The organism is Xanthomonas theicola, assembly GCF_014236795.1.
GTDB lineage: Bacteria > Pseudomonadota > Gammaproteobacteria > Xanthomonadales > Xanthomonadaceae > Xanthomonas_A > Xanthomonas_A theicola.
In genome coordinates this window covers 4,590,645-4,617,074 of record NZ_CP049017.1, presented here as the reverse complement: position 1 = coordinate 4,617,074, position 26,430 = coordinate 4,590,645, and the positions used below count along the sequence as shown (strand labels likewise).

The window sequence follows — 26,430 nt, the reverse complement described above, 5'->3', positions numbered from 1 at the left end:
CGGTTCCGTCTGCGCGCGCACCGGCAACCCGGCATGGCGCGGGACAAACGCGGCGGCGACGTGCTCCTGCGGTCTTCCAGCGAAGCGCCCCTGCATTTTCAGCAAAAGTGCTGCCCGTGCGGGCGGGATCACCATCTGTGGGCTTGACCCACCGCCGCATCCGGCCTATCGTGCGCTGGCCGAAGGTATCCATCGCTTCATTCGGATGAAGGGATGGACTTAAACGGGAATCCGGTGAAGGCCAGGCGCCGCAAGCGCCTGGCCCATTCCGGAGCTGCCCCGCAGCGGTGAATGGAAACGACCTCCGTCAATGGCACTGGGCCGGCGCATGCCGGCCTGGGAAGCGGCGGACAGTAGGCGCGCAGCCGGCATGGTGCGCTCGTCCATCAGCCCGAATACCGGCCCCGGCCGGAGGACCTGTGGTCTTCCGATTCGACCTGGCGCTTCCGCGGGGAGGCGGCCGGAAGCCGTGCCGTGGCCGTGCGCCGCGCTGCGTGCTTCCGCCTGCCCGCGCGGCGCCGGCTCGCCCGCGGGGGCGGAGGTCGCTGGCGTGGCGGGCGTCCCGTGCAAACGGGCGGACGGTGCGCGGTTCCTTCGTTCCTCAATGCCCTTGAACGCAATGAGGAAACGCAAATGACGATCGTGACCAACCTGGGCTTCCCGCGCATCGGTGCGCGGCGCGAGCTCAAGCGTGCGCTGGAAAGCTACTGGCGCCGCGACACCGACGGCGCAAGCCTGCAAGACACGGCGCGCCAGCTGCGCCAGCGGCACTGGCGACTGCAGGTCGAGGCCGGGGTGGACCTGCCGCCCAGCAACGACTTCAGCCTGTACGACGCGATGCTCGACACCGCGTTCCTGTTCGACGCGATCCCGCAGCGCTACCGCGCACTGGCCGATGCCGATCCGCTGGCCGGCTACTTCGCGATGGCGCGCGGCACGCAGGAGGACGGCCTGGACCTGCACGCGCTGGAAATGACCAAGTGGTTCGACACCAACTACCACTACCTGGTGCCGGAACTGGCGCGGCGCCAGCATTTCCGCCTGCGCGGCGACAAGCCGCTGGCCGAGTTCCTGGAGGCCAAGGCGCTGGGCATCGCCACGCGGCCGGTGCTGATCGGGCCGGTGAGCTTCCTGCTGTTGTCCAAGACCGTGGACGGCAGCGATCGCTGGGCGCTGTTGGACGGCCTGCTGCCGGTCTACGCCGAGCTGCTGCAGCAGCTCGACGCGGCCGGCGCCAGTTGGGTGCAGATCGACGAGCCGGCGCTGGTGCTGGACCTGGACGACGCCGCGCGCGACGCCTACCGCCGCGCCTACGCGTTCCTGGCGCAGGCGCCGCGGCCGAAGCTGCTGCTGACCACGTATTTCGGCGAACTGGGCGACAATCTGGAGTTGGCGGCGGCGCTGCCGGTCGACGGCCTGCACGTGGACCTGGTGCGCGGCGTGGCGCAGCTGGACCCGGTGCTGCAGGCGTTGCCGGCCGACCGCGTGCTGTCGGCCGGGCTGGTCAACGGCCGCAACGTGTGGCGCACGCCGCTGGACACCGCGCTGACCCTGGCGCGCTACGCGGCCGGGCATGTCGGCCGCGAACGCCTGTGGCTGGCGCCATCGTGCTCGCTGCTGCACGTGCCGGTGGACCTGGAACAGGAAAAGGCGTTGGACCGCGAGCTGTACGCATGGCTGGCCTTCGCCAAACAGAAGCTGCAGGAACTGCGCACGCTGGCCGATGCGCTGCAGGAACTGCCGCACGCGCAGGCCGAGCTGGACGCGGCGCGCGAGGCGCTGGCGACACGGCGCGCGTCCGCGCGCGTGCATCGCCCCGACGTGGCGCGGCGGGTGGCGGCGCTGGGCGAGGATGCAGGCCGCCGGCAGTCGCCGTATCCGCAGCGCCGCGAGGCGCAACAGGCGGCGCTGCGGCTGCCGGCCTATCCAACCACCACGATCGGCTCGTTCCCGCAGACCGCGCAGGTGCGGCAGGCGCGCGCGCAGCACAAGGCAGGCAAGCTCGGCGACGCCGAGTACGACGCGTTCCTGGCCGCGGAGACCGAGCGCTGCGTGCGCGCGCAGGAGCAGATCGGGCTGGACGTGCTGGTGCACGGCGAGTTCGAGCGCAACGACATGGTCGAGTACTTCGGCGAGCAGCTCGACGGCTTCGCCTTCACCAAGCACGGCTGGGTGCAGAGCTACGGCTCGCGCTGCGTGAAGCCGCCGATCATCTTCGGCGACGTGCAGCGCCCGGCGCCGATGACGCTGCGCTGGACGCAGTACGCGCAGTCGCTGACCGATAAGCCGATGAAGGGCATGCTGACCGGGCCGGTGACGGTGCTGCAGTGGTCGTTCGTGCGCGACGACCAGGAACGCGCGCAGACCTGTCGGCAGATCGCGCTGGCGCTGCGCGACGAGGTGCGCGACCTGGAGGCGGCCGGCATCGGCGTGATCCAGATCGACGAGCCGGCGATCCGCGAGGGCCTGCCGCTGCGCCGCGCCGACTGGCAGGCGTACCTGGACTGGGCGGTGCAGTGCTTCCGCATCGCCGCGGCCGGGGTGCGCGACGCCACCCAGATCCATACCCACATGTGCTACTCGGAGTTCAACGACATCATCGAGGCAGTGGCGGCGATGGATGCGGACGTGATCTCGATCGAGACCTCGCGCTCACGGATGGAACTGCTCGATGCGTTCGTGCGCTTCCGCTATCCGAACGCGATCGGCCCGGGCGTATACGACATCCACTCGCCGCGCGTACCCGGCACGCAGGAGATGCTGCAACTACTGGACAAGGCGCGGGCGGTGCTGGATCCGCAGCAACTGTGGGTCAATCCGGATTGCGGGTTGAAGACCCGCGGCTGGCCGGAAACGCGTAGCGCGCTGGACGCGATGGTGGCCGCGGCGCGGCAGCTGCGCGCGCAGCAGGCGCAAGCGGCGTGAGCCGACGATGCCCGGCGTGCTGCACGCCGGGCATCGTCGCGGCAACCGCGCGCGGCATCCCAGTTCCACCGCATTGCTGCACTGCGTCGTTGTCCCGCAAACTGCCCTGGCTGTAACCGGCATGCATCTTCGCGGCGAGTGGGCGCCGCGTCCGGCGGACGTGCCGCCGTCGCTGCGCGATGCCGCGATGCCGCGATGCTCCGGCCGCGCCGGTCCGCTTCTTCGCAACGTCAAGGAGCGCGCGTCATGCCGAAGCTGTCGAGAGTCTCCGCCGTCTGCGTCCTGCGCCTGGCCGTTCCCGTCGCTGCGCTGGATGCGGCCGAACCGATCCCGAAGCAGTTGGCCGGACCGCCGGAGGAGTTCGCGCAGATGCGCACGCCGGCACCGGCCGAGGCGGCGATCCTGTCCAAGCGCGCGCAGCTGCCGGGCGGAGTCAACCGCGGCACACCACCGCCCAGTGCCGTACCACCGGCATGCGCGATCCGGCGCAGTCCCTGGACGCCGGCCGCAACGCGACGATGGAGGGACGCGGCGGCGGCGCGGCAGCGGAGGGCCGGGATGGGGGAGCCGGAATTGGGGGGTTTGCAACGGCACTGCCCGGGCATGGGCGCCTGGTGCAGCGCCGATGCCCCCATGTGCCGATGCTGCGACTGGTACAGTTTCGACCCAGGTGCTGTTCTTTGTAGGAGCGGCTCTGGGTGGCCTCGGGCCATCAGCCGCGACCGGTACCGCCATGGGCTTGCGGATGTCCCGCGCTGTTGCCAATCCCCAATCCCGGACTCACCTAAACACGACAGTTCGATGCCCGTTGAGCAGGATGCGATGCTCGACGTGGCGGCGCACGGCGCGGGCCAGGACCAGCGATTCGGTGTCGCTGCCCAGGCGCACCAGCTCGCGCGGGGTCATCGCATGGTCCACGCGGGCCACGTCCTGTTCGATGATCGGGCCTTCGTCGAGGTCGCCGGTGACGTAGTGCGCGGTGGCGCCGATGATCTTGACCCCGCGGGCGTGGGCCTGATGGTACGGCTGCGCGCCCTTGAAGCTGGGTAGGAAGCTGTGGTGGATGTTGATCGCGCGCCCGGCCAGCGCGGCGCACAGCGCCGGCGACAGGATCTGCATGTAGCGCGCCAGCACCACCAGGTCGATGCGCTCGCGCTCGACCAGCGCCAGCAGCTGCGCTTCCTGCTCGGCGCGATTGGCGGCGCCGACCGGCAGGTGGTGGAACGGCACGCCGTAGGAGCGCGCCAACGCGGCGAAATCGGCGTGGTTGGACGCCACCGCGGCGATGTCCACGCGCAGTTGCCGGCTGTGCGCGCGGAACAGCAGGTCGTTGAGGCAATGGCCCTGCTTGCTGACCAGCACCAGCAGGCGCGCGCGGCGCCGCGCATCGTGCAGTTGCCAGTCCATCGCGTAGTCGGCGACGAGCGGCGCCAGATGCTCCTGCAACGCCGTGGCAGTGCAGGCGGCGGGCGCGTCGAAGTGCACACGCAGGAAGAAGCGGCCGCTCTCCTCGTCGCCGAACTGCTGTGCGTCGAGGATGTTGCAGCCGTGCTCGAACAGCAGGCCGCTGACGCGGTAGACGATGCCGGTACGGTCCGGGCAGGACAGGGTCAGGATGTGATCGGCGCGCATCCGCCCAATGATATTGGAAGAGCCGGGATTGGGGATTGGGGATTGCGATGCGGGGTGCCGGCGGGCGCCTTCCCCGCTCACTCCGGGCGCAAGCGCAGCGCCAGGCGGCGGTTGACCTTTTCCAGCCGTGCCAGCGAGTCGGCCGCCGACATGCCCACCGCCTCGTGCGTGGTGATGCGCGCGCAGGTGCGCCGGGTCGTCCAGGTCGCCGCGTACCCGGAACACGTTCTCGCCGTGCTCCACCTCGCCCAGCTCGCGGCTCAGCACCACGTGATCGACCTGGTCGAACCCGTACTCCTTCGCCAACGGCAGCAGCCGCGCGACCATACGCTCGCCGATCGCATCGAGCGCGCGCCCGCAGGTGGCGTCCAGCGCATGCACGCCTTCGCGGATCTGCGCGTACAACAGGTGATCGGGATGGTCCGGATGCTAGGGGCCAAGCACGGCTTCGCGCGCGACGGCGCGCGGCGGCTGGAAGGGCATCATGGCGCCGGGATCGAACGAATTCGGGCACACGGCATCTTCCTGTGGTGCGCTGCAGGCCACCGCACCTTAGAACCTGTTCACGATCTTTTGAGTAGTAGTGTCAGGCATGCCAGGTGGATGAACTGCAAGCTGGTGTTGAGCTTGCGCTCGCAGTTCTTCCATAGCCTTCGGTTCTTTTCCAGCCACGCAAAGCTGCGTTCGACGCTCCAGCGCTTGGGCATGACCTTGAAGGTGTGCAGTCCGCTGCGTTTGGCGATCTGCACCGTGACTTGCTTGCCCAGGATCTCTCGTACGCCTTCGGCGAACGGTTCTGCGGTATAGACGCTATCGCACAACAGGCTTTGCACGTGTCCCAGGTTCGGCTTGCAACGATCCAGGGATTGGAGCGCGCCTTTGCGGTCGGTCACTTCCGCCGTCGTCACCGCGACCGCATGCGGCAGGCCTTGGGTATCGACGGCGATGCGACGCTTGATCCCCGAGACCTTCTTGCCCGCGTCATAACCCTTCTGGCCAGCCGTGTCCGTGTTCTTCACGCTCTGTGCGTCCACGATCAAGAACGTGCTGCAAGCGTTGCGCCCCTGTCCCTGGCGGGCCGCGCCACCCTGATTTTTTGAGCGCCCGCTCCAGCAGGCTCACTCCTTCATCGTCTGGTTCGCTCCACTTGGCAAAGTAGCAGTGCACGGTGCGCCACTTCGGGAAGTCGCTGGGCAGCGCTGGCCACTGACAGCCGGTGCGCAGCAGGTACAGCACCGCGCACCACACGTCCTACAGATCCACGGTCCGTGGCTTGGTACGCTTGCGCGCCTGCTCCAGAATGGGGCGGATCTGCTCGAACCGCTCCCGGCTCATGTCACTCGGATACGTCTTTGTTCGCGTCCGCAGAGTTTGCACTACCCGGGAAAGATCGTGAACAGGTTCTTAGCGGGAAGCATGCGGCAAGCTCAAGCGTGGCGCGCAAGTCTGCGCCACGCCTCGGCGCCTGCCGCATTGGCGGGTCCATCGGGGACCCGCGGGGTGCCGGCATCGCCGGGGCCCACTCAGGCCTGCCCGGCGCGGCGCGCGGCGACCTTGGCCAGCGCCGACCAGTCCAGCTCGCCGTCGCCGTGCGCGATCGCGTCGATGAACTGGTCGCGCAGCACCGCCGCCAGCGGCATCGGCACCTGGCGGGTCTCGCCGGCGCTCAGCGCCAGGCGCACGTCCTTGAGCCCCAGCGTGGTCTTGAAGCCGGCCGGGCTGTAGCGCTGCTGCGCGATCATGCCGCCGTAGGTCTGGTAGGCCGGTGCGGCGAACACGGTGCTGCCGAGCATGCCCAGGAAATCGGCCGCCTCCACGCCGTGCCCGCGCACCAGCGCCGACGCTTCGGCCATGGTGCCGATCGCGCTGGCCAGGCACAGCTTAGACTCAACTTCCAAGCGCAGCAGGTTGTGCGCGATCGGCTGGCCCATCGTGCCCAGGCCGAGAAATCCGATGCTCATTGCCAACTCCCTGGACGGCGCAAGCTGGAAGCCACGCTGCGTGCGGCGCTGCGCGGACCGCTCACGCGGCGAACAGGCCGCGCGCCGAACGCGGCTCGCAACGCAGGTACTGCGGTGCCGGTTTCAGCGTGGCACCCAGCGCCGCGGCGGCGTGCCACGGCCAGCGCGGATCGTAGAGGATGCCGCGCGCCAGCGCGATCGCATCGGCCTGGTCGCCGGCCAGGATCGCCTCGGCATGCTGCGGTTCGGTGATCAGTCCGACCGCGATCACCGGCATGCCCACTTCACGATGGATCGCCTCGGCATGCGGTACCTGGTAGCCAGCCGCCAGCGGGATCTGCTGACGGCGGTCGAGGCCGCCGCTGGACACGTGCAGGTAGTCGCAGCCCTGCGCCTGCAGCGCCTGCGCCAGCACCACGCTCTGCGCCACGTCCCAGCCGCCCTGGACCCAGTCGGTGGCGGAGATGCGCACGCCCACCGCGACCGACGCCGACACCCCCGCGCGCACCGCCGCATGCACGCGCAGCAGCAGGCGCATGCGGTTGTGCAGGCTGCCGCCATAGTCGTCCTCGCGCCGGTTGCTCAGCGGCGACAGGAACTGGTGCAGCAGATAGCCGTGCGCGGCGTGCAGTTCGATCAGCTCGAAACCCAGCCGCTCGGCGCGCCGCGCGGACGCGACGAACGCCTCGACGATGGCGTCGATGCCGGCCAGGTCCAGTGCCCGCGGCGGCGCGCCGTTGGCGGCGAAAGGCTGTGCCGACGGCGCCAGCGTCTGCCAGCCGTCCGGCTGCGTCGGCGCGATCGCGCCGCCACCGTCCCAGGGCTTGTGCGTGGACGCCTTGCGCCCGGCGTGCCCGAGCTGGATCCCCAGCGGCATCGGCGACCAGCGCCGCACCACGGCCAGTATGCCGCGCAGCGCGGCTTCGGTGGCGTCGTCCCACAGGCCCAGGTCGGCATAGCTGATGCGCCCGCGCGGTTCCACCGCGGTGGCTTCCAGGATCAGCAGGCCGGCGCCGGACTGCGCCAGCTGGCCGAGATGAATGCTATGCCAGTCACTGGCCTGGCCCTGCACGGCGGAGTATTGGCACATCGGCGCAATGACGATGCGATTGGACAACCACAGCGGCCCCAGTGCAAGGGGCGAAAAGAGACGGCTCAAGGTGGGGTTCCGTGGGGACGCCCGCCGCGAGGCGGACAAGGCGCCATTGCACTCCTGGCGCGGTTGCCGATCAACCCTGCGGATGGATCAGTTCGTGCCCGGATTCGCAACGCATACCGCGCCGGGTCTATGCGGCGGCCGGCGCCAGCAGGAACTGCAGCGCCTGCGCGCAGGGCTGGGCCAGCTTCAGGCTCAGCAGGTCGTCGCCGCGGGTGCGGCCCAGGTTGACCGCGGCGATCGGCAACCCCGCCCTGGCCGCGGCCTGCACGAAGCGGAATCCGGAATAGACCATCAGCGACGAGCCGACCACCAGCATCGCATCGGCGCGCTGCAGGTGCGCGAACGCGGCGGCCACCCGCTCGCGCGGCACGCTCTCGCCGAAGAACACCACATCCGGCTTGAGCACGCCGCCGCACTGGGTGCATGCCGGCACCGCGAAGGTGGCGAAGTCCGCGTCCTCCAGGTCGGCGTCGCCGTCGGGCGCCTGCCCGGCCTGCAGCGTCGCCCAGCGCGGATTGTGCTGCAGCAGGCGCTGCTGCAAGTCCGCGCGCGGCAAGCGCCGTTCGCAGCCCATGCAACGCACCGCGTCCAGGCGCCCATGCAGGTCGATCACCGCGCTGCTGCCGGCGGCCTGGTGCAGGCGGTCCACGTTCTGGGTCAGCAGCAGCTCGACCTGGCCGCGCGCTTCCAGCTGCGCCAGCGCGGCATGCGTGGCATTGGGCCGGGCCTGGCCGAAGCGTGGCCAACCGACCAGGCTGCGCGCCCAGTAGCGCTGCCGCGTGGCCGGTTCGCCCATGAACGCCTGGTAGGCCACCGGCTGCGCGCGCTTCCACTCGCCGGTGGCGTCGCGGTAGTCGGGAATGCCCGAATCGGTGCTGCAGCCGGCGCCGGTCAGCACGAACAGGCGCCGGTGGCGCGCGAGGAATTCGGCCAGCGATACGGTCGGCGCGGCGCCGCAGCGCGGATCGGCTGCCCGCAACGGCTCGTTCATCGCGCCGCGGCCAACGCGGCGTGCGCCCGCGCCGGCAGCGGCGCGGGTGGGCGCAGGGCATCGGTCGGCAGGGGCATGCGTGTGGATCCCGGGAACGCGGCGATGCCGGTTATTTTGGGTGCCGGTCGCGGCAACGCAAGCGCCGCGTGCACTCGCCGCGTTCACGCGCGCCGCAGCGCATTGAAAGCGCCGTGGAAACTGACTACTGTCGGGGCGCAAGCCGAGCCGATGGCAGGCCGCATGGCGCCGCACATCCTCGGGACCGCACGCTGCAGTCGTGAGGAATGCCGCTTCTTACCCGATCCCGCGTCGTGAGCAGACTTTCCGATCCCAGTGGCCTGCCGACCTCAACCGCCAACCTCGCGCTGCGGGTGGCGTTGCTGGAAGACGACGATCTGTTGCGCGACCGGGTCCTGGTTCCCGGACTGCGGCAGCACGGCATGGCGGTGACGCCGCTGCGCACCATCCAGGCGCTGTGGACGGCGCTGGACGGCGACGGCTTCACCCTGATCGAGCAATTGCAATCGCTGCGGCCGGCGTTGGGCATCATCGTTCTCAGCGGACGCGGCGACCGCCCCGATCTGTTGCGCGGCCTCAACCAGGGCGCCGACGCCTATCTGGTCAAGCCGGTGCAGATCGAGATCCTGGCCGCCACCTTGTTCAGCGTGGCGCGGCGCCTGCACTATCCGCAACCGGCCGCGAGCGAGGATTGGCAACTGCAGGACGATGGCTGGTGCCTGTTCGCGCCCGACGGCAACGCCGTGCCCTTGACCGGCTCCGAGCGCAAGGTGATGCAGAGCCTGTGGAGCGCGCGCGGGCGGCTGGTCACCCGCGACGCGCTGGTCGGCATGCTCGGCGGCAACCTCGGCATGGAGATCGACCCGCACCGGCTGGACGCGCTGCTGCACCGGCTGCGCCTGAAGGTGCAGGAGCGTACCGGCGTGCCGCTGCCGCTGAAGTCGGTGCGCGGCGAGGGCTACCTGTTCATGCCGCAGGAGCGCTGAGCACGGCGGCCAGCGGCAGGCGCAGCACGAAGCGGGTACCCGCGCCTGGCGCGCTGTGCACGTCCAGGCTGCCGCGCGCCTGCCGCGCCATCTCGAACGCCACCGCCAGGCCCAGCCCGGTGCCCTGCCCGGCCGGCTTGGTGGTGAAGAACGGCTCGAACACCTGCCGCTGCACCTCCGCGCTCATGCCGATGCCGGTATCGGCGATCTCGATGCGCGCGGACTCGCCGTTGCGCTGCAGCCGCACCGAGAAGCCGCCGCCGCCGGGCATCGCATCGCGCGCGTTGGCGGCGAAGTTGAGCATCGCCAGATCGAGCTGGCTGCGGTCCAGGAACAACGCCATCGGTTCCTGCGCCAGCTCCAGTTGCAGCCGCACCGCCGGCCCGAACAGCTGCCGCAACAGCGGCTGGATGCCGCGCAAGGCCTCGTTCGCATCGAAGCGCTCGGGCGCGCTCAGCTTGCGGCTGATCGCCACGCCGCGCTGCGCGGCCAGTTCGATGCCCTCCAGCGCCTCGGCCATCGCCAGCGCGTCGGCGTGCGGCGCGAAGTCCAGTTCGTGCACACGGTGGCGCTGCGCGCAGTAGCCGACGATCGCGGCGAGGATGTTGTTGAAGTCGTGCGACACCCCGCTGGCCAGGTGCCCGACCGACTCGATCTTCTGCAGGTGCAGCAGCCGCTGCTGCGCCTGCGCGCGCTCGCGCATCCCCACGCGCAGCCGCGCGGCGTTGCGGCGCGCGCGCCACAGGCTCTCGCGCAGCGACGCGACGGTACGGTCGAGTACCAGGGCGATCATCAGATAGCTCAGCGCCAGCGACGGCAGGTTCTGGAACGGACTGCGCGCGGCGTCCGGATTCTGGCCCCACGGACTCGCCATGCCCAGCCAGAAGACCAGCGTGATGCACAGGTATACCAGCCACAGCGCACGCCGCCCGATTACCAGCGCAGCCAGGGTCAGCATCATCATCGGGTAGGGATCGAAGGCCTGCAGCTGGTAGCCGAACGCCAGGTTGGCAGCCACCGCTGAACACAGCACCACCGCGACGAACGCGGCGGCCGCCTGCTTCAGCAGGCCGCGGTGGATCATCTACACCCCGGTCCAGGCGGCCAGGGATCGCCATGTCGGTGCCCACGTCCACTGCCAGTTGGCCGGGGCTCATCTGGATCTGCGGCGCGGTCAGCAGGTGATAGAGCTTGTTGAGCGGGATCTCGCTGCCGAGGAACACGAACAGCGCCTGCACAGCGCAGGCGCGTTGCGCCGATCCACCGGATCGGCGATAGGGACGCGGCGCAGCCATGCCAAGCAGCGTCGCCAGAGCCGCGCGCCCAAGGCGGCGAGCGAATTCTGCGGCATGCGTCGCACCCGGGATGCCATGGCCGTGAGTCTACCGTGAGGTTGGGGTGAATTTTCGCGCATTGAAGCAGGCCGGGGCTTGCTGCCTTAATCGGGCTTACCCCCCCCACGGCCGCGGCTCCCTGCGCCCGCCCTGGACCCGATCATGCCCGTCTCCCCCGTCTGCGCACGTTCGAGCCATAGGCTCGCCCACCCTTCCATCTTGCCGCACGCGTCTTACCCCCTGTTGACCGCCGCATTGCTGTTGGCGATGGGCGCGCTGACGCCGCTGGCCGCTTCGGCCAGCGCGAACGATGCCGAGGACACCGGCAGCGCCGACGCAGCCGCGTCGCCCGACGCGGTCCAGCCCGGCAGCCAGAACACGCTCGGTTACTTCGTGGCCGAAGGCCTGAACCACGGCAACGACTTCGCCACGGCCGCGGGCCTGCGCGCCGTGGCGATGGGCGCCCGTTCCGATGCGTCCGGCGCCTTCGCCATCGCCATCGGCCACCACTCCACCCGCGGCCATCGCGATGGGCGACGGCGCGGTGGCCAGCGGCACCTCGGCGATCGCGATCGGCGGCAGCTTCTTCGGCAGCGGCTTCGGCGATTCGGAAAGCGCAAGGAGCACCGGCTTCGGCGCGCTGGCGATCGGCACCGCCTCGCAGGCCACCCAAGCCAACGCCACGGTGGTGGGCTGGAATGCAATGGGCAGCGGGGCGAGCGCATCGGTGTTCGGCGCGGCCGCGCAGGCGACCGGCGATTCCGCCACCGCGCTAGGGCGCTCGACCATGGCCACCGGCGAACATTCCGCGGCGGTCGGCTATGCGGCCGGCGCATCCGGGACCGGCGCCATCGCCAGCGGCGGTTTCAGCAAAGCGTCCGGCTTCTTCAGCATCGCCAGCGGCTACGGCGCCCAGGCCAGCGGCAACGGCGGCATCGCCATCGGCGCCGGCGCCTGGGCGCTGTCCGACCACGGCACCGCGCTGGGCTTCGGCAGCCATGCCGACGCGCTGTACAGCATGGCGCTGGGCGCGCAGGCGCTGGCCACCCGCAGCAATGCCGTGGCGGTGGGCGCCCAGTCCTTCGCCGATGGCGCCGACGCCAGCGCCTTCGGCAGCACTGCCAGCGCCAACGGCAACGGTGCCAGCGCGGTCGGCAGCGGCGCCACCGCGCTGGCCGCCAACACCGTCGCACTGGGCTACAACAGCGCGGCGACCGGCGCCGACAGCGTGGCCATCGGTGCCGGTTCGGTCGCCGACCGCGACCACAGCGTTGCCTTCGGCAGGGAGGGCGCGGCACGCCAGCTGACCTACGTCGCCGCCGGCAGCGCCGACACCGATGCGGTCAACGTCCTGCAGCTGCGCGGCATCGCCAGCATCCTGGGCGCGGGCAGCGTGGTGGGCAGCGACGGCAGCATGGGCGGCGGCGCCTATCTGGTCCAGGGCAGCGCCTACGCCAATGTGGGTTCGGCGGTTTCGGCGCTGGATGGTGCGTTGACGGCACTGGACACCCGCGTCGGCAGTCTTGCCCAGGGCGGCGGCGGCGTCGCGGTGGGCGCTAGCGTCGGCGCGGGCACCAACGCAGTGGCGGCCGGCGCCAGCGCCACCGCCAACGGCGAGAACGGCACCGCGGTCGGCGCCAATGCGCTGGCCTTCGGTCCCAACGACACCGCGCTGGGCGGCAATGCGCGGGTCAACGCCGACAGCAGCACCGCGGTCGGTGCCAACGCCAGCATCAGCGCCAGCGCCACCAACGCGGTGGCGGTCGGCGAGAGCGCCGCGGTCACCGCCGCGTCCGGCACCGCGCTGGGCCAGGGTGCGTCGGTCTCGGCGGACAACGCAGTGGCGCTGGGCCGCAACTCCAGCGCCAGCCGCGCCAACACCGTCTCGGTGGGCAGCGCCGGCAACGCACGCCAGGTCACCAACGTGGCCGCCGGCAGCGCCGCCACCGATGCGGTGAACGTCAGCCAGATGCAGGCCGGCGACAGCGCCACGCTGAGCAGCGCCAGGGCCTACACCGACAGCCGCCTGTCGGGCTGGGACGACACCCTGACTACGCTGCGCAACGACACCGATCGCCGCTTCCACGACGTGGACCGGCGCATCGGGCGCATGGGCGCGATGAGCGCCGCCTACGCCGGCATGGCGGTCAACACCTCGGGGCTGGCCGGCGCCAACCGCGTCGGCGTGGGCGTCGGCTCGCAAGGCGGCGAAAGCGCGTTGGCAGTGGGCTATCAGCGCGCGATCGGCCAGCGCGCCAGCGTCTCGCTCGGCGGCGCGTTTTCCGGCAACGACAAAAGCGTGTCCGCCGGCGCCGGCTTGAGTTGGTGACCGCGGCGGCCGGCGCTGCGCCGGCCGCACCCCCGCACGCGGCGATTCCTCCGCCGGCACGCCGACGCGCGCTGCCGACGCTCCCCACTCACCCTCCCATCGAGATCCGCGCATGACGACCATCACCTCGCTTCCTCGCACCCTGCTGTCGCTGAGCCTGGCGCTGGCGGCCACCGCCCACGCGCAGACCGCGCCGCGCTTCTCCATCCTCGACGCGGGCGTGCCCGGCCAGTCCAAGGTCTACGACGGGCTGATCGTGACCTACCGCGACGGCAGCAGCGAGCGCCGTGACACCGCCGCTGCCGCCGCCAAGCTCGGCACGATCATGGCCGCCCCCAGCACCACGAATGCATGGCCGCGCGGCTACCGGCAAAGCGCGCCGGCGTTGCGCCGGGCGCGCCGGCTCGGCACCGACGCCGACCTGGTGCGGCCCAGCCGCGCACTGAGCCAGACCCAGTTGGAAACGCTGATGGCCAGCCTCAAGGCCGATCCGTCGGTGGCGCATGTCGAACCCAACGTGATGCTCAAGCCGATCCGCAGCGCCACCCCGGCCACCGTCAACGCGGTCGGCGCGGTCGCCGCGCCCAACGATCCGGGCTTCGCCGTGCAATGGCGCCTGCGCGCGCCCGACGGGCACCTGGAAACCCTCGCCCCGGAGCCCACCGGCTACGCCAACCGCGGCGGCATCGACCTGCTGCCGGCCTGGCAGTAGGGCGACGGCAACGGCGTGGTGGTGGCGGTGATCGACACTGGCATCACCGCGCATCCGGACCTGGACACGTCGCTGGCCAATGCCGGCTACGACTTCATCAGCAACGCCTTGGTCTCCGGCCGCGCCATCGCCGGCCGCGCGGCCGGCGGCTGGGACACCGGCGACTGGACCACCGAGGACAGGTTCCTGGTCGCCAACGGCGGCTGCGTGCAGGAGTGGGAGCAGACCGACAGCTCCTGGCACGGCACCTACGTGTCCGGCACCATCGCCATGCTGACCAACAACCGCATCGGCATGGCCGGCATCGCGCCGAAGGCCAAGATCCTGCCGATCCGCGCGCTCGGCCATTGCGGCGGCAGCACCGCCGACATCGCCGACGCCATCGTCTGGGCCTCCGGCGGCCACGTCGACGGCGTGCCGGACAACCAGAACCCGGCCGAGGTCATCAACATGAGCCTGGGCGGCGGCGGCGTCTGTTCGCAGGACACGGTGACGGCCAAGGCCATCGCCAGCGCGATCGCGCGCGGCAGCGTGGCGGCGGCGGCAGGCAACGACAGCGCGGACGCGGCGGCGTCCACCCCGGCCAGTTGCCCGGGCGTGATCAACGTGGCCGCCACCGGCATCACCGGCGGCCGCGCCTTCTACTCCAACCACGGCGGCACCATCACGCTGGCGGCCCCTGGCGGCGGCGTCTACCTGAACGATGCGTCCAGCGGCACCCGGGTGCGCGCGGGCCTGATCTGGTCCACCCTCAACAATGGTGCGCACAGCGTGGGGCAACCGGCCTACGTCGGCTACAACGGCGCCTCGATGGCCGCCCCGCACGTGGCCGGGGTGGCGGCGCTGGCGATCAGCGCCGCACTGAACGCCAATCGCCCGCCCCCCCCCCACCCCGGCGCAGATGCGCGACATCCTGACCCAGACCTCCACCGTCTTTCCGGTCAAGCCGACGCTGCGCATCGGTGCCGGCATCGTCAACGCCGGCAAGGCCGTGGCGCGCACCGCCGGCGTCATCGGCGCCGGCGAAGAGGCCAACGCGGTCGGCATCGGCCGCGGCACGCTGAGCAAGCTGGCGGCCAGCGCAGGACCAGGGCTGCTGTACCGCCTGGACGTGCCGGCCAACGCGCGCAACCTGCAGATCCGCACGCTGGGCGGCAGCGGCCAGCTCAAGCTGTACGTCCGCGCCACCCGCGCCCCCGGCGCGGACGGCCGCGACGCCGACTACAGCTCGGCGCGCAACGGCGCCACCCAGAACGTGCCGCTGGCGCTGCCGGCCGGGGACAGCTACTTCGTGCGCCTGCTCGGCGGCACCGGCGGCTATGCCAACGTGACCTTGTCGGTGAGCTACTCCACGCAGTGAGGCGGCGCGGACAGGCATGTTGCCTGCGCCGCCCGATTCGCAACGCGTTCCTGCCTCGATCGGATCGCGCTCCGGATCGCGCAGTAGGCCGCCAGATCGGGCCGCCGGCCGAAGCGCCCGTTGCCCTTGCCTGCGCGCGCAAGGGGAAAGCGCGCGGGCGGATGGCGCACAGCGTACCCGCCGGCTATTCGCCGCGCGGTGGGTGCGGTGCGAAGCGGCCGTACCGGCGGCTGTCGTCGGCGCCGCGGCGCAGCACCTGCGCCGCGCACAGCGCGATGCCCAGCAACAGCAGGCAGCAGCCGGCCAGCGCGTTCCAGCCGCCGTGCTGCCAGGCCACGCCGCCGAGCGAGCCGATCAGGCTGGCGCCGCTGTAGTAGGCCAGCAGGTACAGCGATACGGCATGGCCTTTGTTGCGCCCGCCGAGGCGGCCGACCCAGGCGCTGGCCGCCGAATGCGCGACGAAGAAACCGATGGTCAGCAGCACGATGCCGGCGATGACCACCGCCAGCAGGTGCGCCAGGGTCAGCGCCACGCCGAACGCCGCCACCGCGATGCCGGCCACTACCACCGGGCCGCGGCCGAAGCGGTCGGAGGCCGCGCCGGCCACCGACGAGGACACGATGCCGAACACGTAGGCGCTGAAGATCAGCCCGAGCTGGCTCTGGCTGAGCCCGAACTCCGGCCCGCCCAGGCGGAAGCCGGCGTAGTTGTAGACGCTCACGAACACGCCCATCGCCAGGAACGGGATCGCGAACAGCCACGGCAGGTAGCGATCGCGCAGATGCCCGTCCCAGGCCTGCAGGTGGAAGCGCAGGTTGATGCCGCGACGGCGCACGAAATGGCGCGAGGGCGGCAGCAGCAGCACGAAGCCGACCGCGGCCAGCAGGTCGACGCCGGAGAACACCGCCAGCGCGGTGCGCCAGTCGAAATGGTCGGTCAACACGCTCATGCCGATGCGCCCGACCATGCCGCCGAACGCGTTGCCGGCCACGTACAGGCCGGTGGCCGCACCGAGCCTGGTCGCCGGCAATTCCTCGGCCAGGTACACCATCGCCACCGCCGGCACCCCGCCCAGGGCGACGCCGGACAGCGCGCGCGCCACCACCAGCGCGCCCCAGTGCAGCAGGCAGGCGGCGAGCAGGTTGAGCAAGGCCGCCAGCGCGATCGACACGAACATCAGCCCGCGCCGGCCCAGATTCTCCGACACCGCGCCGGCGCAGAAGATCGCGATCGCCAGGCCGCCGGTGGCCAGCGACAGCGGCAGCGAACTGGTCGCCGCATCGACCCCGAACTCGCGCGCGAACGCCGGCAGCAACGGCTGCACGCTGTACAGCAGCGAGAAGGTGGCGAAGCCGGCTAGGAACAGCGCCAGGCGGATGCGCAACAGCGGCGCATCGTCCACGGCCTGCAACGGCGGGCATTGGATGGAAGTGGTCACGGTGCCGGACAGCAAAAAGGGCGGCCAGTATTTGCCTGCACCGATCCGGTGTCCAATATATGATCCAGGCATTCTCCATATCTTTTGAATATGACATGGAACTGCGCCATCTGCGCTATTTCCTGGCCGTGGCCGAGGCCGGCCATTTCACCCGCGCCGCGGCGCAGCTGGGCATCCAGCAGCCGCCGCTGAGCCAGCAGATCCGTGCGCTGGAACAGGAACTGGGCACGCCGCTGTTCCTGCGCACCCCGCGCGGCGCCGAGCTCACCGAGGCCGGCGGCGCATTCCGGGTCGAGGCCAGGCGCGTGCTCGCCGACCTGGAGCGCGCCGGCGACGCCGCCCGCCGCGCCGCACGCGGCGAGAGCGGCGTGCTGCGGCTGGGCTTCACCGCCTCGGCCGCGTTCAACCCGATCGTGCCGACGCTGGTGCGCAACTTCCGCCGCGGCTGGCCGGCGGTGGCGCTGGCGCTGGAGGAAACCAACACCGCCGGCCTGCTCGCCGCGCTGGTGCAGGGCCGCCTGGATGCGGCGTTCATCCGCTACGGCGTGGTCACCCCGCCCGAGCTGCAGCTGCTGAAATTTCCCGACGAACCAATGAAGATCGCGGTGCCGGCCGCGCACCGCCTGGCCAGGCGCCGGCGCGCGCCGCTGTCGGCACTGGCTGGCGAGCCGTTCATCCTGTTCACGCGCAGCTTCGGCACCAGCCTGTACGACGAGATTTTGGAGGCCTGCCGGCAATCCGGCTTCGAGCTGCGGATCAGCCAGGAGGCACCGCAGATGTCGTCGATCGTGAACCTGGTCGCCGCCGAACTCGGCGTGTCGGTGGTGCCGGCCTCGACCGCCCAGATGCAACTGCTCGGCGTGCGCTACCTGGACATCGAAGGCCGGGTGCCGCTGGCGCGGCTGGCGCTGGCGGCGCTGCCGGCCACCGCGCGGGCGATGCCGGTCGTGCGCCAGCTGTGGCAGCTGGCGCTGGCGCATGCGGCGGGCAAGCGCGGGTAACGGCGGATCGGACGCTGGACTGCGCCGACAGACTCATTGCGACACTACCTCCCATCCCGCCGCGTCGCGCAACACCTGCCCGCCGCGCACGCCTTCGACGACCACCCCCACTCCCTGCGCGAACGGCCGCTGGCGTTGCTCGGGAAACCAGCGCCGCTGCGTTTCGACCACGATCAACAGCCTTCATGGTCGCCGAGCGGCGCGAACGCGTCGGACACCGGCGCGAACGGCGGCAGCCCCATCCGCTCCTGCGCCGCGGCGGCGACCGCGGATACCTGCGCGCTGGGCAATCCGACCTCGCTGACGCACAGCGATTCGGCCGCGGAGAACGCGCCGGCGGCGAGGGCCCGCGCCCGCAACGGCCTGCGTCCGATCAGTTCGAGCACCGCGCCGGCGGGCCCGGCGAAATACGCCGACTGCCACTGCCAGGCGGCGCCAAGCGTGAAGCGCGATTCGCCCAGCGGATCGCGCAGCAACGGCACGCGTTGGACAGCCAGTGGCAGGCTCCGACGTTGTCCGAGATGCGCAGCCGCGGCCTGCAAGTGAATCCTGTGGGAGCGACTTCCGTCGCCAGGGAAGTCGCTCCCACGAGGATGCTGCGCGGCGCAACGAGCAGACTGGCAGTTGCCTAGGAATTCAGCGCGACAGCGCCATGAGCCGCAAACCCACTGCTTCGTCCATTGGCCGATGGCCCGCCGCCCAGGCGATTGTTCATGCGCGCTCATCGATGCAGGCGCCGGCGCGAACGCAGACTGGCTGATCGACGCACAGCATCGGCCGCAGCGACCGCACTCAACCCAGATGCGTGCGCACGGCTTCGTCGATCTTGGCCGGCGGCACGAAGCCCGGCACCCGCGCCACTTCCTCGCCCTGGCGGAACAGCATCAGCGTCGGCGTCTGGCGCAGGCCCTGGGCGCGGAAGAAGTCCTCGCCCACGTCTTCCATCTTCACCTTGAGCAAGGTCACGCCCTGCGCGCTGTCGCCCTCGGCGAAGCGCTCCAGCGACTTGTCGAGCATGCGGCAGCCGGGACAGTTGTCCTTGTTGAAATCGGCCAGCACGCGCGGATGCGCGGCGATGGCGTCGGCGAACTGTTCGGCGGTGGCGACGGTGATGGTGGTGAACATGCAGCGGGACCTTGTCTGATGTCGGAGGACGCCCGGCGCGGAATGGTGCGACGCCGGCGATGCCAGGAAGAACGAATGGACGAAATGCAGCGTCAGCCGTTGCCGTGCAGCGGCAACGCCATCGAAGCGAACCCGGCCGCGCTGGTGGACGCGCGCTCGGCAGCGGCCGGTTCGGCCGCCGGCGCGGCGCCTGTCGGCAGCGCACGCGCGGCGCGCAGCGCCAGCACCTGCCCGCACCAGGCGTCGATCGCGGCGGTGTCGCGCTCGCCATGCGGCATCTGCTCGATCTCCAGCAATGGATAGGCGCTGTCGAAGAAACGTGCGATGCGCTTGACCGCGCCGCAGTAGTACTCCAGCCCCCACTGCGTCTCACCGGTGCCGAACGCCGCCACCTCGATCGCCTTGCCGGTCGCCTCGACCAGTTCGGCGATGTAGCGCTTCATCTCTGCCGGGGTGCGCCCGGCGTTGTCGGTCCAGCTGCCGAGCAGGTGCAGATCGAAGTCGGCCGCGCGCGCCGCGTCGCCAAGCGCGCCGCGCAGGGTCTGCAGGTCGGTATGGATCCAGGTCGCCTGGTGCCCGGCGGCCTCGCACTGCGCATGCACGCGACGGGCGACGTCGCGAGTGTTGCCGCTGAGCGAAGCGTAGGCGAGCAGGATGCGCATGAGGCTGGGATTGGGGTTCGGGATTAGGATGACCAGCCATTCGGCTGTTGGAAAGCTGGAAGAGCAGGCTCGGCGTTGCTGTTGCTCATCACCAATTGCCGATCCCGAAAATCCCGGCTTTCCACCAGCCGAATGGCTGGTCATCCCTGCTGCTTACAGATCGTCGAAGCCGTTGTCCGAGTTGGTCTTCTTGTAGCTGGCGTTGCGCATCTCGAAGAAGTCGGTCTTGGTCTCGGTGAAGTTGTCCGCGTAGGCCTTGATCCACGGCATCACGTTGTCGCTGGCCTCGGTGTACAGCTTCTCGATGCCGAGCATGCCGGACATCTTGTTGGCGCGGTACTTCACGTACTGGATCATCTCGTCCACGTCGATGCCCTCGATGCCGTCGAGCACTTCCGAGGACCACTCGGTCTCCAGCCGGATCGCATGCTCGAACGCCTGGTGCACGTAGTCGGTCAGCTCGTTGGTCTGCAGCGCGGCGTTCTCGCCGACGATGGCGCGGATCAGCTCGCTGATGAACTTGGTGTGCGCCAGCTCGTCGCGGTTGATGAAGCTGATGATCTTGCCGGTGCCGGTCATGCGGTTCTGCCGCACCAGGTTGTAGAAGTAGGCGAAGCCGGAATAGAAGTTGATGCCTTCCAGGATCGAGGACTGGATCAGCGAGCGCAGCAGGGTCTCGGCGGTCTTCTCGCGCATGAAGTCGTCGTAGGCCTGCATGATCGGCTGGTTGCGCGCGATGATGGTCGGGTGCGTGCGCGCGATCTCGAACACGCGGTTCTGGTCGGCCAGCCCGGCGATGGAGGCCAGCACGTAGGAATAGCTTTCGTTGTGGATCACTTCCTGCTGGCCGATGATCGCCGCGTTGGCGTGCGCGGCCGGGTCGGTGATGTATTCGGCGACGTTGTAGATGAAGCGCGTCTGCGGCGAATCCAGCGTGGCCAGCAGGCCGATGATCGAGTCGTAGGCGTTCTTCTCGCGCGCCGACAGCTCGCCGTACTGCTTGGCGTCGCCCTTCATGTCCACCTCGTCGGGGATCCAGAAGTTGGTCGACAGCTCCTTGTAGGCGCGATAGAACGACGGGTACGGGATGTCGTTCCAGTTGAGGATGCCGCTGGTGGTGCCGTTGATGATCCCGGTGGAACGGTTGGGGTGCAGCGGTTCGAGGATCTTGATGCGGTCGAGCGCGATGGCCATGGGTCGGGTTCGGTAGTCGGTTGAACGGCGCCGGCGAGCGGGACGGCGATGCGGGACGGCGATGCGTCCGCATGGCGCCCCGGGGGGGGGGGCCATGCGGACGCGGGCGCCGCTACGGGGTGGCGATCAGCTCGAGCACCACTCGCATTCGCTGATGTCGATGTCGTTGGAACGCACGTAGTAGGTGGTCTTCAGGCCTTCCCTCCACGCGGTCATGTGCAGGTCGAGCAAGGTGCTGGCACGGATGGTGCTGGGCACGTAGAAGTTGAAGCTGATCGACTGGTCGACGTGGCGCTGGCGGCGCGCGTTCTGGCGCACGCTGGCGAACTGGTCGACCCGGTAGGCGCCCTTCTCGTAGTACGGATAGGTGTCCACGGTCAGGCCCGGCGCCACCACAGGACGGCGGAAGTCCTTCTTCTCTTCGTAGTAGAACGCGCTGTAGATCGGGTCGATCGAGGCGGTGGAGCCGGCGATCTGCGCGGTGCTCATGTTCGGCGCCACCGCGATCATCCACGCGTTGCGCACGCCGTTGATGCTCACCTGCGCGGCCAGTTCCTGCCATTGCGCGCTGTCGTAGCCGCGCTTGCTGAAGTATTCGCCGTTCTGCCAATCGCTGCCCTTGAACACCTTGTAGGCGCCCTTCTCCTTGGCCAGCGCCAGGCTGGCCTGGATGGTCAGGTAGTTGATGCGCTCGTACAGTGCGTCGCAGTAGTCCTCGGCCTGCCTGGAATTCCAGTCGATGCCCTTCTGCGCCAGCAGGTGGTGCCAGCCGAAGGTGCCCAGGCCGATGGCGCGGTACTTCTGGTTGGTGATGGTGGCCTGCGGCACCGGCAGGTCGTTGAGGTCGATGACGTTGTCGAGCATGCGCACCTGCACCCGGATCAGCCGTTCCAGCACGTCGGGCGAGAGCAGGTCCGGCTGCGCGGTGACCGCGCGGCCCAGGTTCACCGAGGACAGGTTGCACACGACGAAGTCGCCGGCCTGCTTGGTGGTCACGATCTGGTCGCCGCTGATCATCTCCTGGATGACCCGGGTCGGACTCATGTTCTGCAGGATCTCGGTGCACAGGTTGCTGGAATAGACCATGCCCTGGTGCTTGTTCGGGTTCATGCGATTGACTTCGTCGCGATAGAACATGAACGGGTTGCCGGTCTCCAGCTGGCTGACCATGATCCGCTTGAGCATGTCGATGGCCTTGACCACCTTGCGGCCGATGCGCTCGTCGGCGACCACGTCCTCGTAGCGGGCGCGGAAGCTGCCTTCGCCGCGCTTCTCGTCGAAGAAGTCCTGCAGGTACCAGCCCTTGACCTCCTTCACCTCGTGCGGGTCGAACAGGTACCACTCGCCGCGGCGTTCCACCGCTTCCATGAAGATGTCCGGCACGCAGACCGCGGTGAACACGTCGTGCGCGCGCAGGCGCTGGTCGCCGTTGTTCAGGCGCAGGTCCAGGAACGCCTCGATGTCGCGGTGCCAGATGTCCAGGTACACGGCGATGGCGCCCTTGCGCTGGCCGAGCTGGTCCACCGACACGGCGGTGTTGTTGAGCTGCTTGATCCACGGCACCACGCCGCCGCTGGAGTTCTTGACCCCGCGGATCGCCGAGCCGGACGAACGCACGTAGCCCAGGTAGGCGCCGACGCCGCCGCCGTGCTTGGACACGCGCGCCACGTCGGTGTTGGAGTCGTAGATGCCCTGCAGGCTGTCGTCGACGGTGTCGATGAAGCAGCTCGACAGCTGCCCGCCGATCTTGCCGGCGTTGGCCAGGGTCGGCGTGGCCACGGTCATGTACAGGTTGGACAGCGCCCAGTAGGCTTCGCCGACCAGCTGCATGCGGCGTTCGCGGCCGCCTTTGCCGGACTTGCCCTCGTCCTGCATCAGGTACAGCGCGATGGTCAGCCAGCGCTCCTGCGGCAGTTCGTAGACCTTGTGCGAGTTGTCGGTGGCCAGGTAGCGCGTGGCCAGCAGGTACAGGCCGTTGTAGGCGAACAGCTTGTCGCGCTCGGGGTCGATCATCCGGCCGGCTTCGGCCAGTTCGTCCTTGGAGTAGTTTTTGAGGATGTCGATCGAGTACACGCAGCGGTCGGCAAGGCTTTCCTGCAGGCCGACGTAGGAGCCGTACTTCTCGCCGGCATCGTAGAAGCGGTTTTTGCTGGCGCGCTTGTACAGGCGGTGCAGGTACAGGCGCGCGGCGAAGTACTCCCACTCCGGCGTGGCGATGTCCACGCGCGACTCGGCCTCGCGGATCAGGTAGTCGACCATCTCGTCGGCCGACAGGCTTTCCTTCTTCTCGACGAAGGCGAACGCCTTGCGCTCGTAGTCGGCCACGTCCAGCTGCGGGAACTCAGCGTGGATCCGGTCCAGGGTGCGCTGCAGGCGCGAGCGGTCGAAGGCCATGCGGCGGTTGCCGCCGTCCTTGACGATCCAGGTCACGGCGCGCTGGTCGTTGCTCGGCTCGGATGGGGTCGCGGCCGCGTCGGGCGGCGCAGCGGCGGCGGCAGTCGCGGCGGCGGCGCTGTCGTCGAGGGAGGAAGCGGCCGGCAGGCTGTGGGTCTGGCTCATGAAGGTCTCCAAGCGTGGTGCACCCGGCGGCCTGACCCCCGCAGGCAGCGGTCCGACCGGATCAGCAGGGTGGGGACGCGGCGCCGCAGCGACCGCGAGGCGCAGGTGCGAGCCTGCGGGCGGTCACCGTTGCACCGACCCTCTCCCCCCCGGAGATGCAACGGTCGGCGCCGCGCTGTGTGCTTCGCGCGGCTGTCGGCAGGTCTCGGGCTTATGGGCACGCGGCCGGTGGCCGGTTCCTGGCCCGTCGCTTCCCAGGGCAAGTGCCCCAGTGCGGGTGACGGGTTCGTTCCCAATTACCGCTGCGGGGCAGCGCCGGCCTGAGCACTCGCGCGCCGCACCGGCTTTCCTTTTGATCCCGCGGCCTGGTGGCCGCTGGAACCGACCACCACAAGATAGTGTGGTCGCCTGGCCGCGTCAACGCTAAATGTAGTTAAAAATGGAAAGCCAAGCCTGGCAACGGTTTGCCGCCGCGGCGCCGCCGGATGCCCGATCCAGGCCGCCGCCACGGTCCGGACGCACGCAGCGGAACGCCGCCGCGGCCCCGACGGCGGCGGCGCGCACGCACTGGCCAGCGCTGCGCCCGCTCCAGCGGGCGTGCGTCCATTAACCACTGCAGGCACCGTGCACGTGGCTGGCGGTACCGCACGGGGCATGCCGCAGCCGGTTCCGCCGCGCCGCGCGCGTGGCGCGGCGTCCGGCACGCGCGACTCAGTCGAGGACGACCAGGTTCACGTCGATGTTGCCGCGGGTCGCGTTGGAGTACGGGCAGACCTGGTGCGCCTTGTCGACCAGCGCCCGCAGTTCCTCGCGCGGCATGCCCGGCACGGCGATGCGCAGTTCCACCGCGATGCCGAAACCGTCGGGGATCTGGCCGATGCCGACGCTGCCTTCGATGCTGATCTGGCCAGGCAACTTCTGCTTTTGCTGCCCGGCCACCGCCTTCATCGCGCCGATGAAGCAAGCCGAATAGCCGGCCGCGAACAACTGCTCCGGATTGGTGCCGTCGCCGCCGGCGCCGCCCAGTTCGCGCGGGGTGGACAGCTTCACGTCCAGCGTCTGGTCGGAGGACACGGCGCGGCCTTCGCGGCCGCCGGTCGCGGTGACATGGGCGGTGTAGAGGATCTGTTCGGGTGAGGCCATGGTGGTTGCTCCTGGTGAGGCGCGTCGCGCCGGTTGATTGATAGCTATTTAATAGCACACGACTTAATTAACGAAACGTCATGGAACGGCGTCAGCTTCGTGGCAACGGCGTCAGCCGCCGCCCAGGTTGCCGCGCAAGGTCTCCACTTGCTGCTTGAGCTGGCGCAGGTCCTGCAGCGAGCACGCCGCCGCGCAGACCACCTGCTCGGGCACCGCGCCGGCCTTGCCGCGCAATGCGCGGCCGGCCGTGGTCAGGCGCACCACGACCTGGCGCTCGTCGTCGGCGGACCGCGTCCGGGTCACCAGGCCGCTCGCCTGCAGCCGCTTCAGCAGCGGGGTCAGCGTGGCCGAATCCAGGAACAAGCGCTCGCCGATCGCGCCGACCGTCCGCGCGTCCGTCTCCCACAGCACCAGCATCACCAGGTACTGCGGATAGGTCAGGTGCAGCTCCTTGAGCAGGCCGCGATAGAGCTTGTGCATGGCCAGGTTGGCCGAGTACAGCGCGAAACACAGTTGCTGATCCAGCTGCAGCGCCGCATCGCGGCTGGGGATCTCGGCAGGGGTGCGCTTTTTCGGCATGGGCGCAATTTACATAGTGCACTATTTAATTGCAAGAATCTCAGCTCGCACCGGTCCAGTTGCCTGCCGCTTCGCTCGTCGCAGCTGATGGCCCGAGGCCAACCGGAGTCGCTCCCACAGGGAAAGCCTGGCGCACATCGGGCGTACCGGCACCTGGAAGGGCATTGCCTGCGCGGCGTCGGCACCGCGCTCAGGCGCGGTGCGCGGTGGCCAGGTAGTCGGCGCTCTGCATCTCGATCAGGCGCGAGGCGGTGCGCTCGAACGCACCGGCCAGGCGCTCGCCGCTGTACAGCTGCGGCGGCGGATCCTGCGCGGTGCACACCAGGTTGACCTGGCGGTCGTACAGTTCGTCGATCAGGTTGACGAAGCGCCGCGCCGCGTCCTCGTTCATGCGGTCGAAGTGCGGAATGCCGCCGAGCAGCACGGTGTTGAACTCGTGCGCGATCTCGATGTAGTCCACCGGCCCGCGCGGGCCTTCGCACAGCGCGGCGAAGTCGAACCAGACGATGCTCTTGCCGCGGCTGCGCACCGCGATCTTGCGCGCCTCGATGACGATGTTGCCGCTGCGCGCCGGCGTGTTGCCGCTGAGCTCGCCCCAGCGCCCGTCCAGCCAGGGGTCGGACTGCGCATCCAGCGGCGCGCGGTACACCGACGAGCGGGTCAGCGCACGCATGCGGTAGTCCTCGGCGCCTTCGGCGTACAACTCCACGCAGTATTTCTGCAGCAGCGCGATCGCCGGCAGGAAGCGCTCGCGCTGCAGCCCATTGGGGTACAGGTCCTGCGGCGCGGTGTTGGAGGTGGCGACCAGGGTCATGCCCTCGGCGAACAGGCGCTCCAGCAACCGCGCCAGCAGCATCGCATCGCCGATGTCGGTGACGAAGAACTCGTCCAGCACCAGCACGCGCAGCTGCGCGCGCCATTCCTGCGCGATCCTGGCCAGCGGATCGCTCTGCCCGGCATGCTCGCGCAGGCGTTCGTGCACGCCGCGCATGAAACGGTGGAAGTGGGTGCGGTACTTCTGCTCGATCGGCAAGCCATCGTAGAACAGGTCGACCAGGAAGGTCTTGCCGCGGCCCACGCCGCCCCAGAAGTACAGGCCGCGCACCGGCTCGGGCTTTTTCCAGAACGCGGCCAGGCGATCCAGCCAGCCGTCCTGGGCGCTGTCCACGAGCGCGCCGTGGATGCGGTCGAGCTCGGCCAGCGCGGCATGTTGCGCCGGATCGTCGCGCCAGTCGCCGCGGGCGACGCCCTCGGCATAGCGTTGCGAGGGCGTCGCGGCCGCGCTCACCGGCCGCGGCCCGCGCAACGCCGGACGCGGCGCC

At 69.9% G+C, this 26,430-nt stretch carries 21 protein-coding genes, 5 pseudogenes and 2 riboswitches; of the genes and pseudogenes, 8 read left to right on the top strand and 18 right to left on the bottom strand.

Annotated elements, in window-relative coordinates; all coding sequences use genetic code 11:
• The first annotated feature begins 165 nt into the window (after window positions 1–165).
• Window positions 166–421: riboswitch (cobalamin riboswitch) on the top strand.
• A gap of 212 nt (window positions 422–633) precedes the next feature.
• Both metE and G4Q83_RS23900 read left to right on the top strand, forming a co-directional pair.
• Complete coding sequence (gene metE, locus G4Q83_RS21505) at window positions 634–2,925, top strand: 5-methyltetrahydropteroyltriglutamate--homocysteine S-methyltransferase (protein ID WP_128421266.1); 2,292 nt, start codon at window positions 634–636, stop codon at window positions 2,923–2,925.
• 246 nt (window positions 2,926–3,171) lie between these two features.
• Window positions 3,172–3,351: pseudogene (locus G4Q83_RS23900) on the top strand (hypothetical protein); the annotation flags it as partial.
• Between the two features lie 354 nt (window positions 3,352–3,705).
• On the opposite strand, the gene purU reads toward G4Q83_RS23900, so the two are convergent.
• From purU to G4Q83_RS21475, 6 genes and pseudogenes are all read right to left on the bottom strand, one after another.
• Window positions 3,706–4,557, bottom strand: coding sequence for a formyltetrahydrofolate deformylase (gene purU, locus G4Q83_RS21500; RefSeq protein ID WP_128421267.1), 852 nt, complete (start codon window positions 4,555–4,557; stop codon window positions 3,706–3,708).
• A gap of 77 nt (window positions 4,558–4,634) precedes the next feature.
• Window positions 4,635–5,040: pseudogene (locus G4Q83_RS21495) on the bottom strand (XVIPCD domain-containing protein).
• A gap of 80 nt (window positions 5,041–5,120) precedes the next feature.
• A pseudogene (locus G4Q83_RS21490) lies at window positions 5,121–5,892 on the bottom strand (IS5 family transposase).
• 188 nt (window positions 5,893–6,080) lie between these two features.
• A pseudogene (locus tag G4Q83_RS21485) lies at window positions 6,081–6,437 on the bottom strand (NAD-binding protein); the annotation flags it as partial.
• Window positions 6,438–6,579: 142 nt separating this feature from the next.
• Entirely contained in the window at window positions 6,580–7,677 is a 1,098-nt protein-coding gene (locus tag G4Q83_RS21480; protein WP_128420217.1) for an NADH:flavin oxidoreductase/NADH oxidase, read from the bottom strand.
• A gap of 127 nt (window positions 7,678–7,804) precedes the next feature.
• Window positions 7,805–8,668, bottom strand: a complete 864-nt coding sequence (locus G4Q83_RS21475; RefSeq protein WP_128420218.1) for an NAD-dependent protein deacetylase — start codon at window positions 8,666–8,668, stop codon at window positions 7,805–7,807.
• A 311-nt stretch (window positions 8,669–8,979) separates the two neighbouring features.
• On the opposite strand from G4Q83_RS21475, the gene G4Q83_RS21470 reads away from it, so the two are divergent.
• Window positions 8,980–9,672, top strand: coding sequence for a response regulator transcription factor (locus G4Q83_RS21470; RefSeq protein WP_246432199.1), 693 nt, complete (start codon window positions 8,980–8,982; stop codon window positions 9,670–9,672).
• Here G4Q83_RS21470 and G4Q83_RS21465 read toward each other — a convergent pair.
• Both G4Q83_RS21465 and G4Q83_RS23895 read right to left on the bottom strand, forming a co-directional pair.
• On the bottom strand, window positions 9,653–10,756 hold the full coding sequence (locus G4Q83_RS21465; RefSeq protein WP_246432198.1) for a sensor histidine kinase: 1,104 nt from the start codon (window positions 10,754–10,756) through the stop codon (window positions 9,653–9,655). The genes G4Q83_RS21470 and G4Q83_RS21465 overlap by 20 nt on opposite strands.
• A 483-nt stretch (window positions 10,757–11,239) precedes the next feature.
• A complete protein-coding gene (locus G4Q83_RS23895) occupies window positions 11,240–11,386 on the bottom strand; it encodes a hypothetical protein (RefSeq protein ID WP_246432197.1) in 147 nt (48 codons plus the stop codon).
• 149 nt (window positions 11,387–11,535) lie between these two features.
• Here G4Q83_RS23895 and G4Q83_RS21460 point away from each other — a divergent pair, with 149 nt between their 5' ends.
• The 4 genes and pseudogenes from G4Q83_RS21460 (at window position 11,536) to G4Q83_RS23880 (ending at window position 15,407) form a co-directional block, all read left to right on the top strand.
• Window positions 11,536–13,335 carry a YadA family autotransporter adhesin gene (locus tag G4Q83_RS21460; RefSeq protein WP_246432196.1) on the top strand — a complete coding sequence of 600 codons (1,800 nt, stop codon included), beginning with the start codon at window positions 11,536–11,538 and terminating at the stop codon, window positions 13,333–13,335.
• A gap of 112 nt (window positions 13,336–13,447) precedes the next feature.
• Complete coding sequence (locus tag G4Q83_RS23890; protein WP_246432195.1) at window positions 13,448–14,047, top strand: hypothetical protein; 600 nt, start codon at window positions 13,448–13,450, stop codon at window positions 14,045–14,047.
• A 15-nt stretch (window positions 14,048–14,062) separates the two neighbouring features.
• Window positions 14,063–14,848, top strand: a pseudogene (locus G4Q83_RS23885) (S8 family serine peptidase); the annotation flags it as partial.
• Between the two features lie 100 nt (window positions 14,849–14,948).
• Window positions 14,949–15,407: a PPC domain-containing protein gene (locus tag G4Q83_RS23880; RefSeq protein ID WP_246432424.1), complete on the top strand. Its 459-nt coding sequence runs from the start codon at window positions 14,949–14,951 to the stop codon at window positions 15,405–15,407.
• Window positions 15,408–15,591: 184 nt separating this feature from the next.
• Here G4Q83_RS23880 and G4Q83_RS21450 read toward each other — a convergent pair whose 3' ends face one another.
• Window positions 15,592–16,845, bottom strand: a complete 1,254-nt coding sequence (locus G4Q83_RS21450; RefSeq protein ID WP_128420220.1) for an MFS transporter — start codon at window positions 16,843–16,845, stop codon at window positions 15,592–15,594.
• 95 nt (window positions 16,846–16,940) lie between these two features.
• Between G4Q83_RS21450 and G4Q83_RS21445 the strand changes: the two genes are divergently transcribed.
• The gene (locus G4Q83_RS21445; protein ID WP_128420221.1) at window positions 16,941–17,846 is read left to right on the top strand and encodes a LysR family transcriptional regulator; all 906 of its coding nucleotides are present in this window, start codon (window positions 16,941–16,943) and stop codon (window positions 17,844–17,846) included.
• Between the two features lie 33 nt (window positions 17,847–17,879).
• On the opposite strand, the gene G4Q83_RS21440 is transcribed toward G4Q83_RS21445, so the two are convergent.
• The 9 genes from G4Q83_RS21440 to zapE form a co-directional block, all read right to left on the bottom strand.
• Window positions 17,880–18,023 carry a hypothetical protein gene (locus G4Q83_RS21440; RefSeq protein WP_185817294.1) on the bottom strand — a complete coding sequence of 48 codons (144 nt, stop codon included), beginning with the start codon at window positions 18,021–18,023 and terminating at the stop codon, window positions 17,880–17,882.
• On the bottom strand, window positions 18,020–18,322 hold the full coding sequence (locus G4Q83_RS21435; protein WP_211288293.1) for a hypothetical protein: 303 nt from the start codon (window positions 18,320–18,322) through the stop codon (window positions 18,020–18,022). The genes G4Q83_RS21440 and G4Q83_RS21435 overlap by 4 nt, the downstream gene beginning before the upstream one ends.
• Before the next feature lie 316 nt (window positions 18,323–18,638).
• A complete protein-coding gene (locus tag G4Q83_RS21430) occupies window positions 18,639–18,971 on the bottom strand; it encodes a thioredoxin family protein (protein WP_128420222.1) in 333 nt (110 codons plus the stop codon).
• A 92-nt stretch (window positions 18,972–19,063) separates the two neighbouring features.
• Window positions 19,064–19,633 (bottom strand): flavodoxin, encoded by a 570-nt coding sequence (locus G4Q83_RS21425; RefSeq protein WP_128420223.1) that lies wholly within the window; start codon window positions 19,631–19,633, stop codon window positions 19,064–19,066.
• Between the two features lie 153 nt (window positions 19,634–19,786).
• Window positions 19,787–20,827, bottom strand: a complete 1,041-nt coding sequence (locus G4Q83_RS21420; protein WP_128420224.1) for a ribonucleotide-diphosphate reductase subunit beta — start codon at window positions 20,825–20,827, stop codon at window positions 19,787–19,789.
• Between the two features lie 126 nt (window positions 20,828–20,953).
• A complete protein-coding gene (locus G4Q83_RS21415; RefSeq protein WP_128420225.1) occupies window positions 20,954–23,386 on the bottom strand; it encodes a ribonucleoside-diphosphate reductase subunit alpha in 2,433 nt (810 codons plus the stop codon).
• Between the two features lie 180 nt (window positions 23,387–23,566).
• Window positions 23,567–23,787: riboswitch (cobalamin riboswitch) on the bottom strand.
• Window positions 23,788–24,097: 310 nt separating this feature from the next.
• Window positions 24,098–24,529: an organic hydroperoxide resistance protein gene (locus G4Q83_RS21410; protein ID WP_128420226.1), complete on the bottom strand. Its 432-nt coding sequence runs from the start codon at window positions 24,527–24,529 to the stop codon at window positions 24,098–24,100.
• A 111-nt stretch (window positions 24,530–24,640) separates the two neighbouring features.
• On the bottom strand, window positions 24,641–25,108 hold the full coding sequence (locus G4Q83_RS21405; protein ID WP_128420227.1) for a MarR family winged helix-turn-helix transcriptional regulator: 468 nt from the start codon (window positions 25,106–25,108) through the stop codon (window positions 24,641–24,643).
• Between the two features lie 190 nt (window positions 25,109–25,298).
• Window positions 25,299–26,396 carry a cell division protein ZapE gene (gene zapE / locus G4Q83_RS21400; RefSeq protein ID WP_128420237.1) on the bottom strand — a complete coding sequence of 366 codons (1,098 nt, stop codon included), beginning with the start codon at window positions 26,394–26,396 and terminating at the stop codon, window positions 25,299–25,301.
• Between the last annotated feature and the right edge of the window lie 34 nt (window positions 26,397–26,430).

What these genes read in the sequence shown, in the direction of transcription:
- metE (WP_128421266.1), top strand. Translation starts at nt 634, where the DNA reads ATGACGATCGTGACCAACCTGGGCTTCCCGCGCATCGGTGCGCGGCGC.
- purU (WP_128421267.1), bottom strand. Translation starts at nt 4,557, where the DNA reads ATGCGCGCCGATCACATCCTGACCCTGTCCTGCCCGGACCGTACCGGC.
- G4Q83_RS21475 (WP_128420218.1), bottom strand. Translation starts at nt 8,668, where the DNA reads ATGAACGAGCCGTTGCGGGCAGCCGATCCGCGCTGCGGCGCCGCGCCG.
- G4Q83_RS21465 (WP_246432198.1), bottom strand. Translation starts at nt 10,756, where the DNA reads ATGATCCACCGCGGCCTGCTGAAGCAGGCGGCCGCCGCGTTCGTCGCG.
- G4Q83_RS21460 (WP_246432196.1), top strand. Translation starts at nt 11,536, where the DNA reads ATGGGCGACGGCGCGGTGGCCAGCGGCACCTCGGCGATCGCGATCGGC.
- G4Q83_RS23890 (WP_246432195.1), top strand. Translation starts at nt 13,448, where the DNA reads ATGACGACCATCACCTCGCTTCCTCGCACCCTGCTGTCGCTGAGCCTG.
- G4Q83_RS23880 (WP_246432424.1), top strand. Translation starts at nt 14,949, where the DNA reads ATGCGCGACATCCTGACCCAGACCTCCACCGTCTTTCCGGTCAAGCCG.
- G4Q83_RS21445 (WP_128420221.1), top strand. Translation starts at nt 16,941, where the DNA reads ATGGAACTGCGCCATCTGCGCTATTTCCTGGCCGTGGCCGAGGCCGGC.
- G4Q83_RS21430 (WP_128420222.1), bottom strand. Translation starts at nt 18,971, where the DNA reads ATGTTCACCACCATCACCGTCGCCACCGCCGAACAGTTCGCCGACGCC.
- G4Q83_RS21425 (WP_128420223.1), bottom strand. Translation starts at nt 19,633, where the DNA reads ATGCGCATCCTGCTCGCCTACGCTTCGCTCAGCGGCAACACTCGCGAC.
- G4Q83_RS21420 (WP_128420224.1), bottom strand. Translation starts at nt 20,827, where the DNA reads ATGGCCATCGCGCTCGACCGCATCAAGATCCTCGAACCGCTGCACCCC.
- G4Q83_RS21415 (WP_128420225.1), bottom strand. Translation starts at nt 23,386, where the DNA reads ATGAGCCAGACCCACAGCCTGCCGGCCGCTTCCTCCCTCGACGACAGC.
- G4Q83_RS21410 (WP_128420226.1), bottom strand. Translation starts at nt 24,529, where the DNA reads ATGGCCTCACCCGAACAGATCCTCTACACCGCCCATGTCACCGCGACC.
- G4Q83_RS21405 (WP_128420227.1), bottom strand. Translation starts at nt 25,108, where the DNA reads ATGCCGAAAAAGCGCACCCCTGCCGAGATCCCCAGCCGCGATGCGGCG.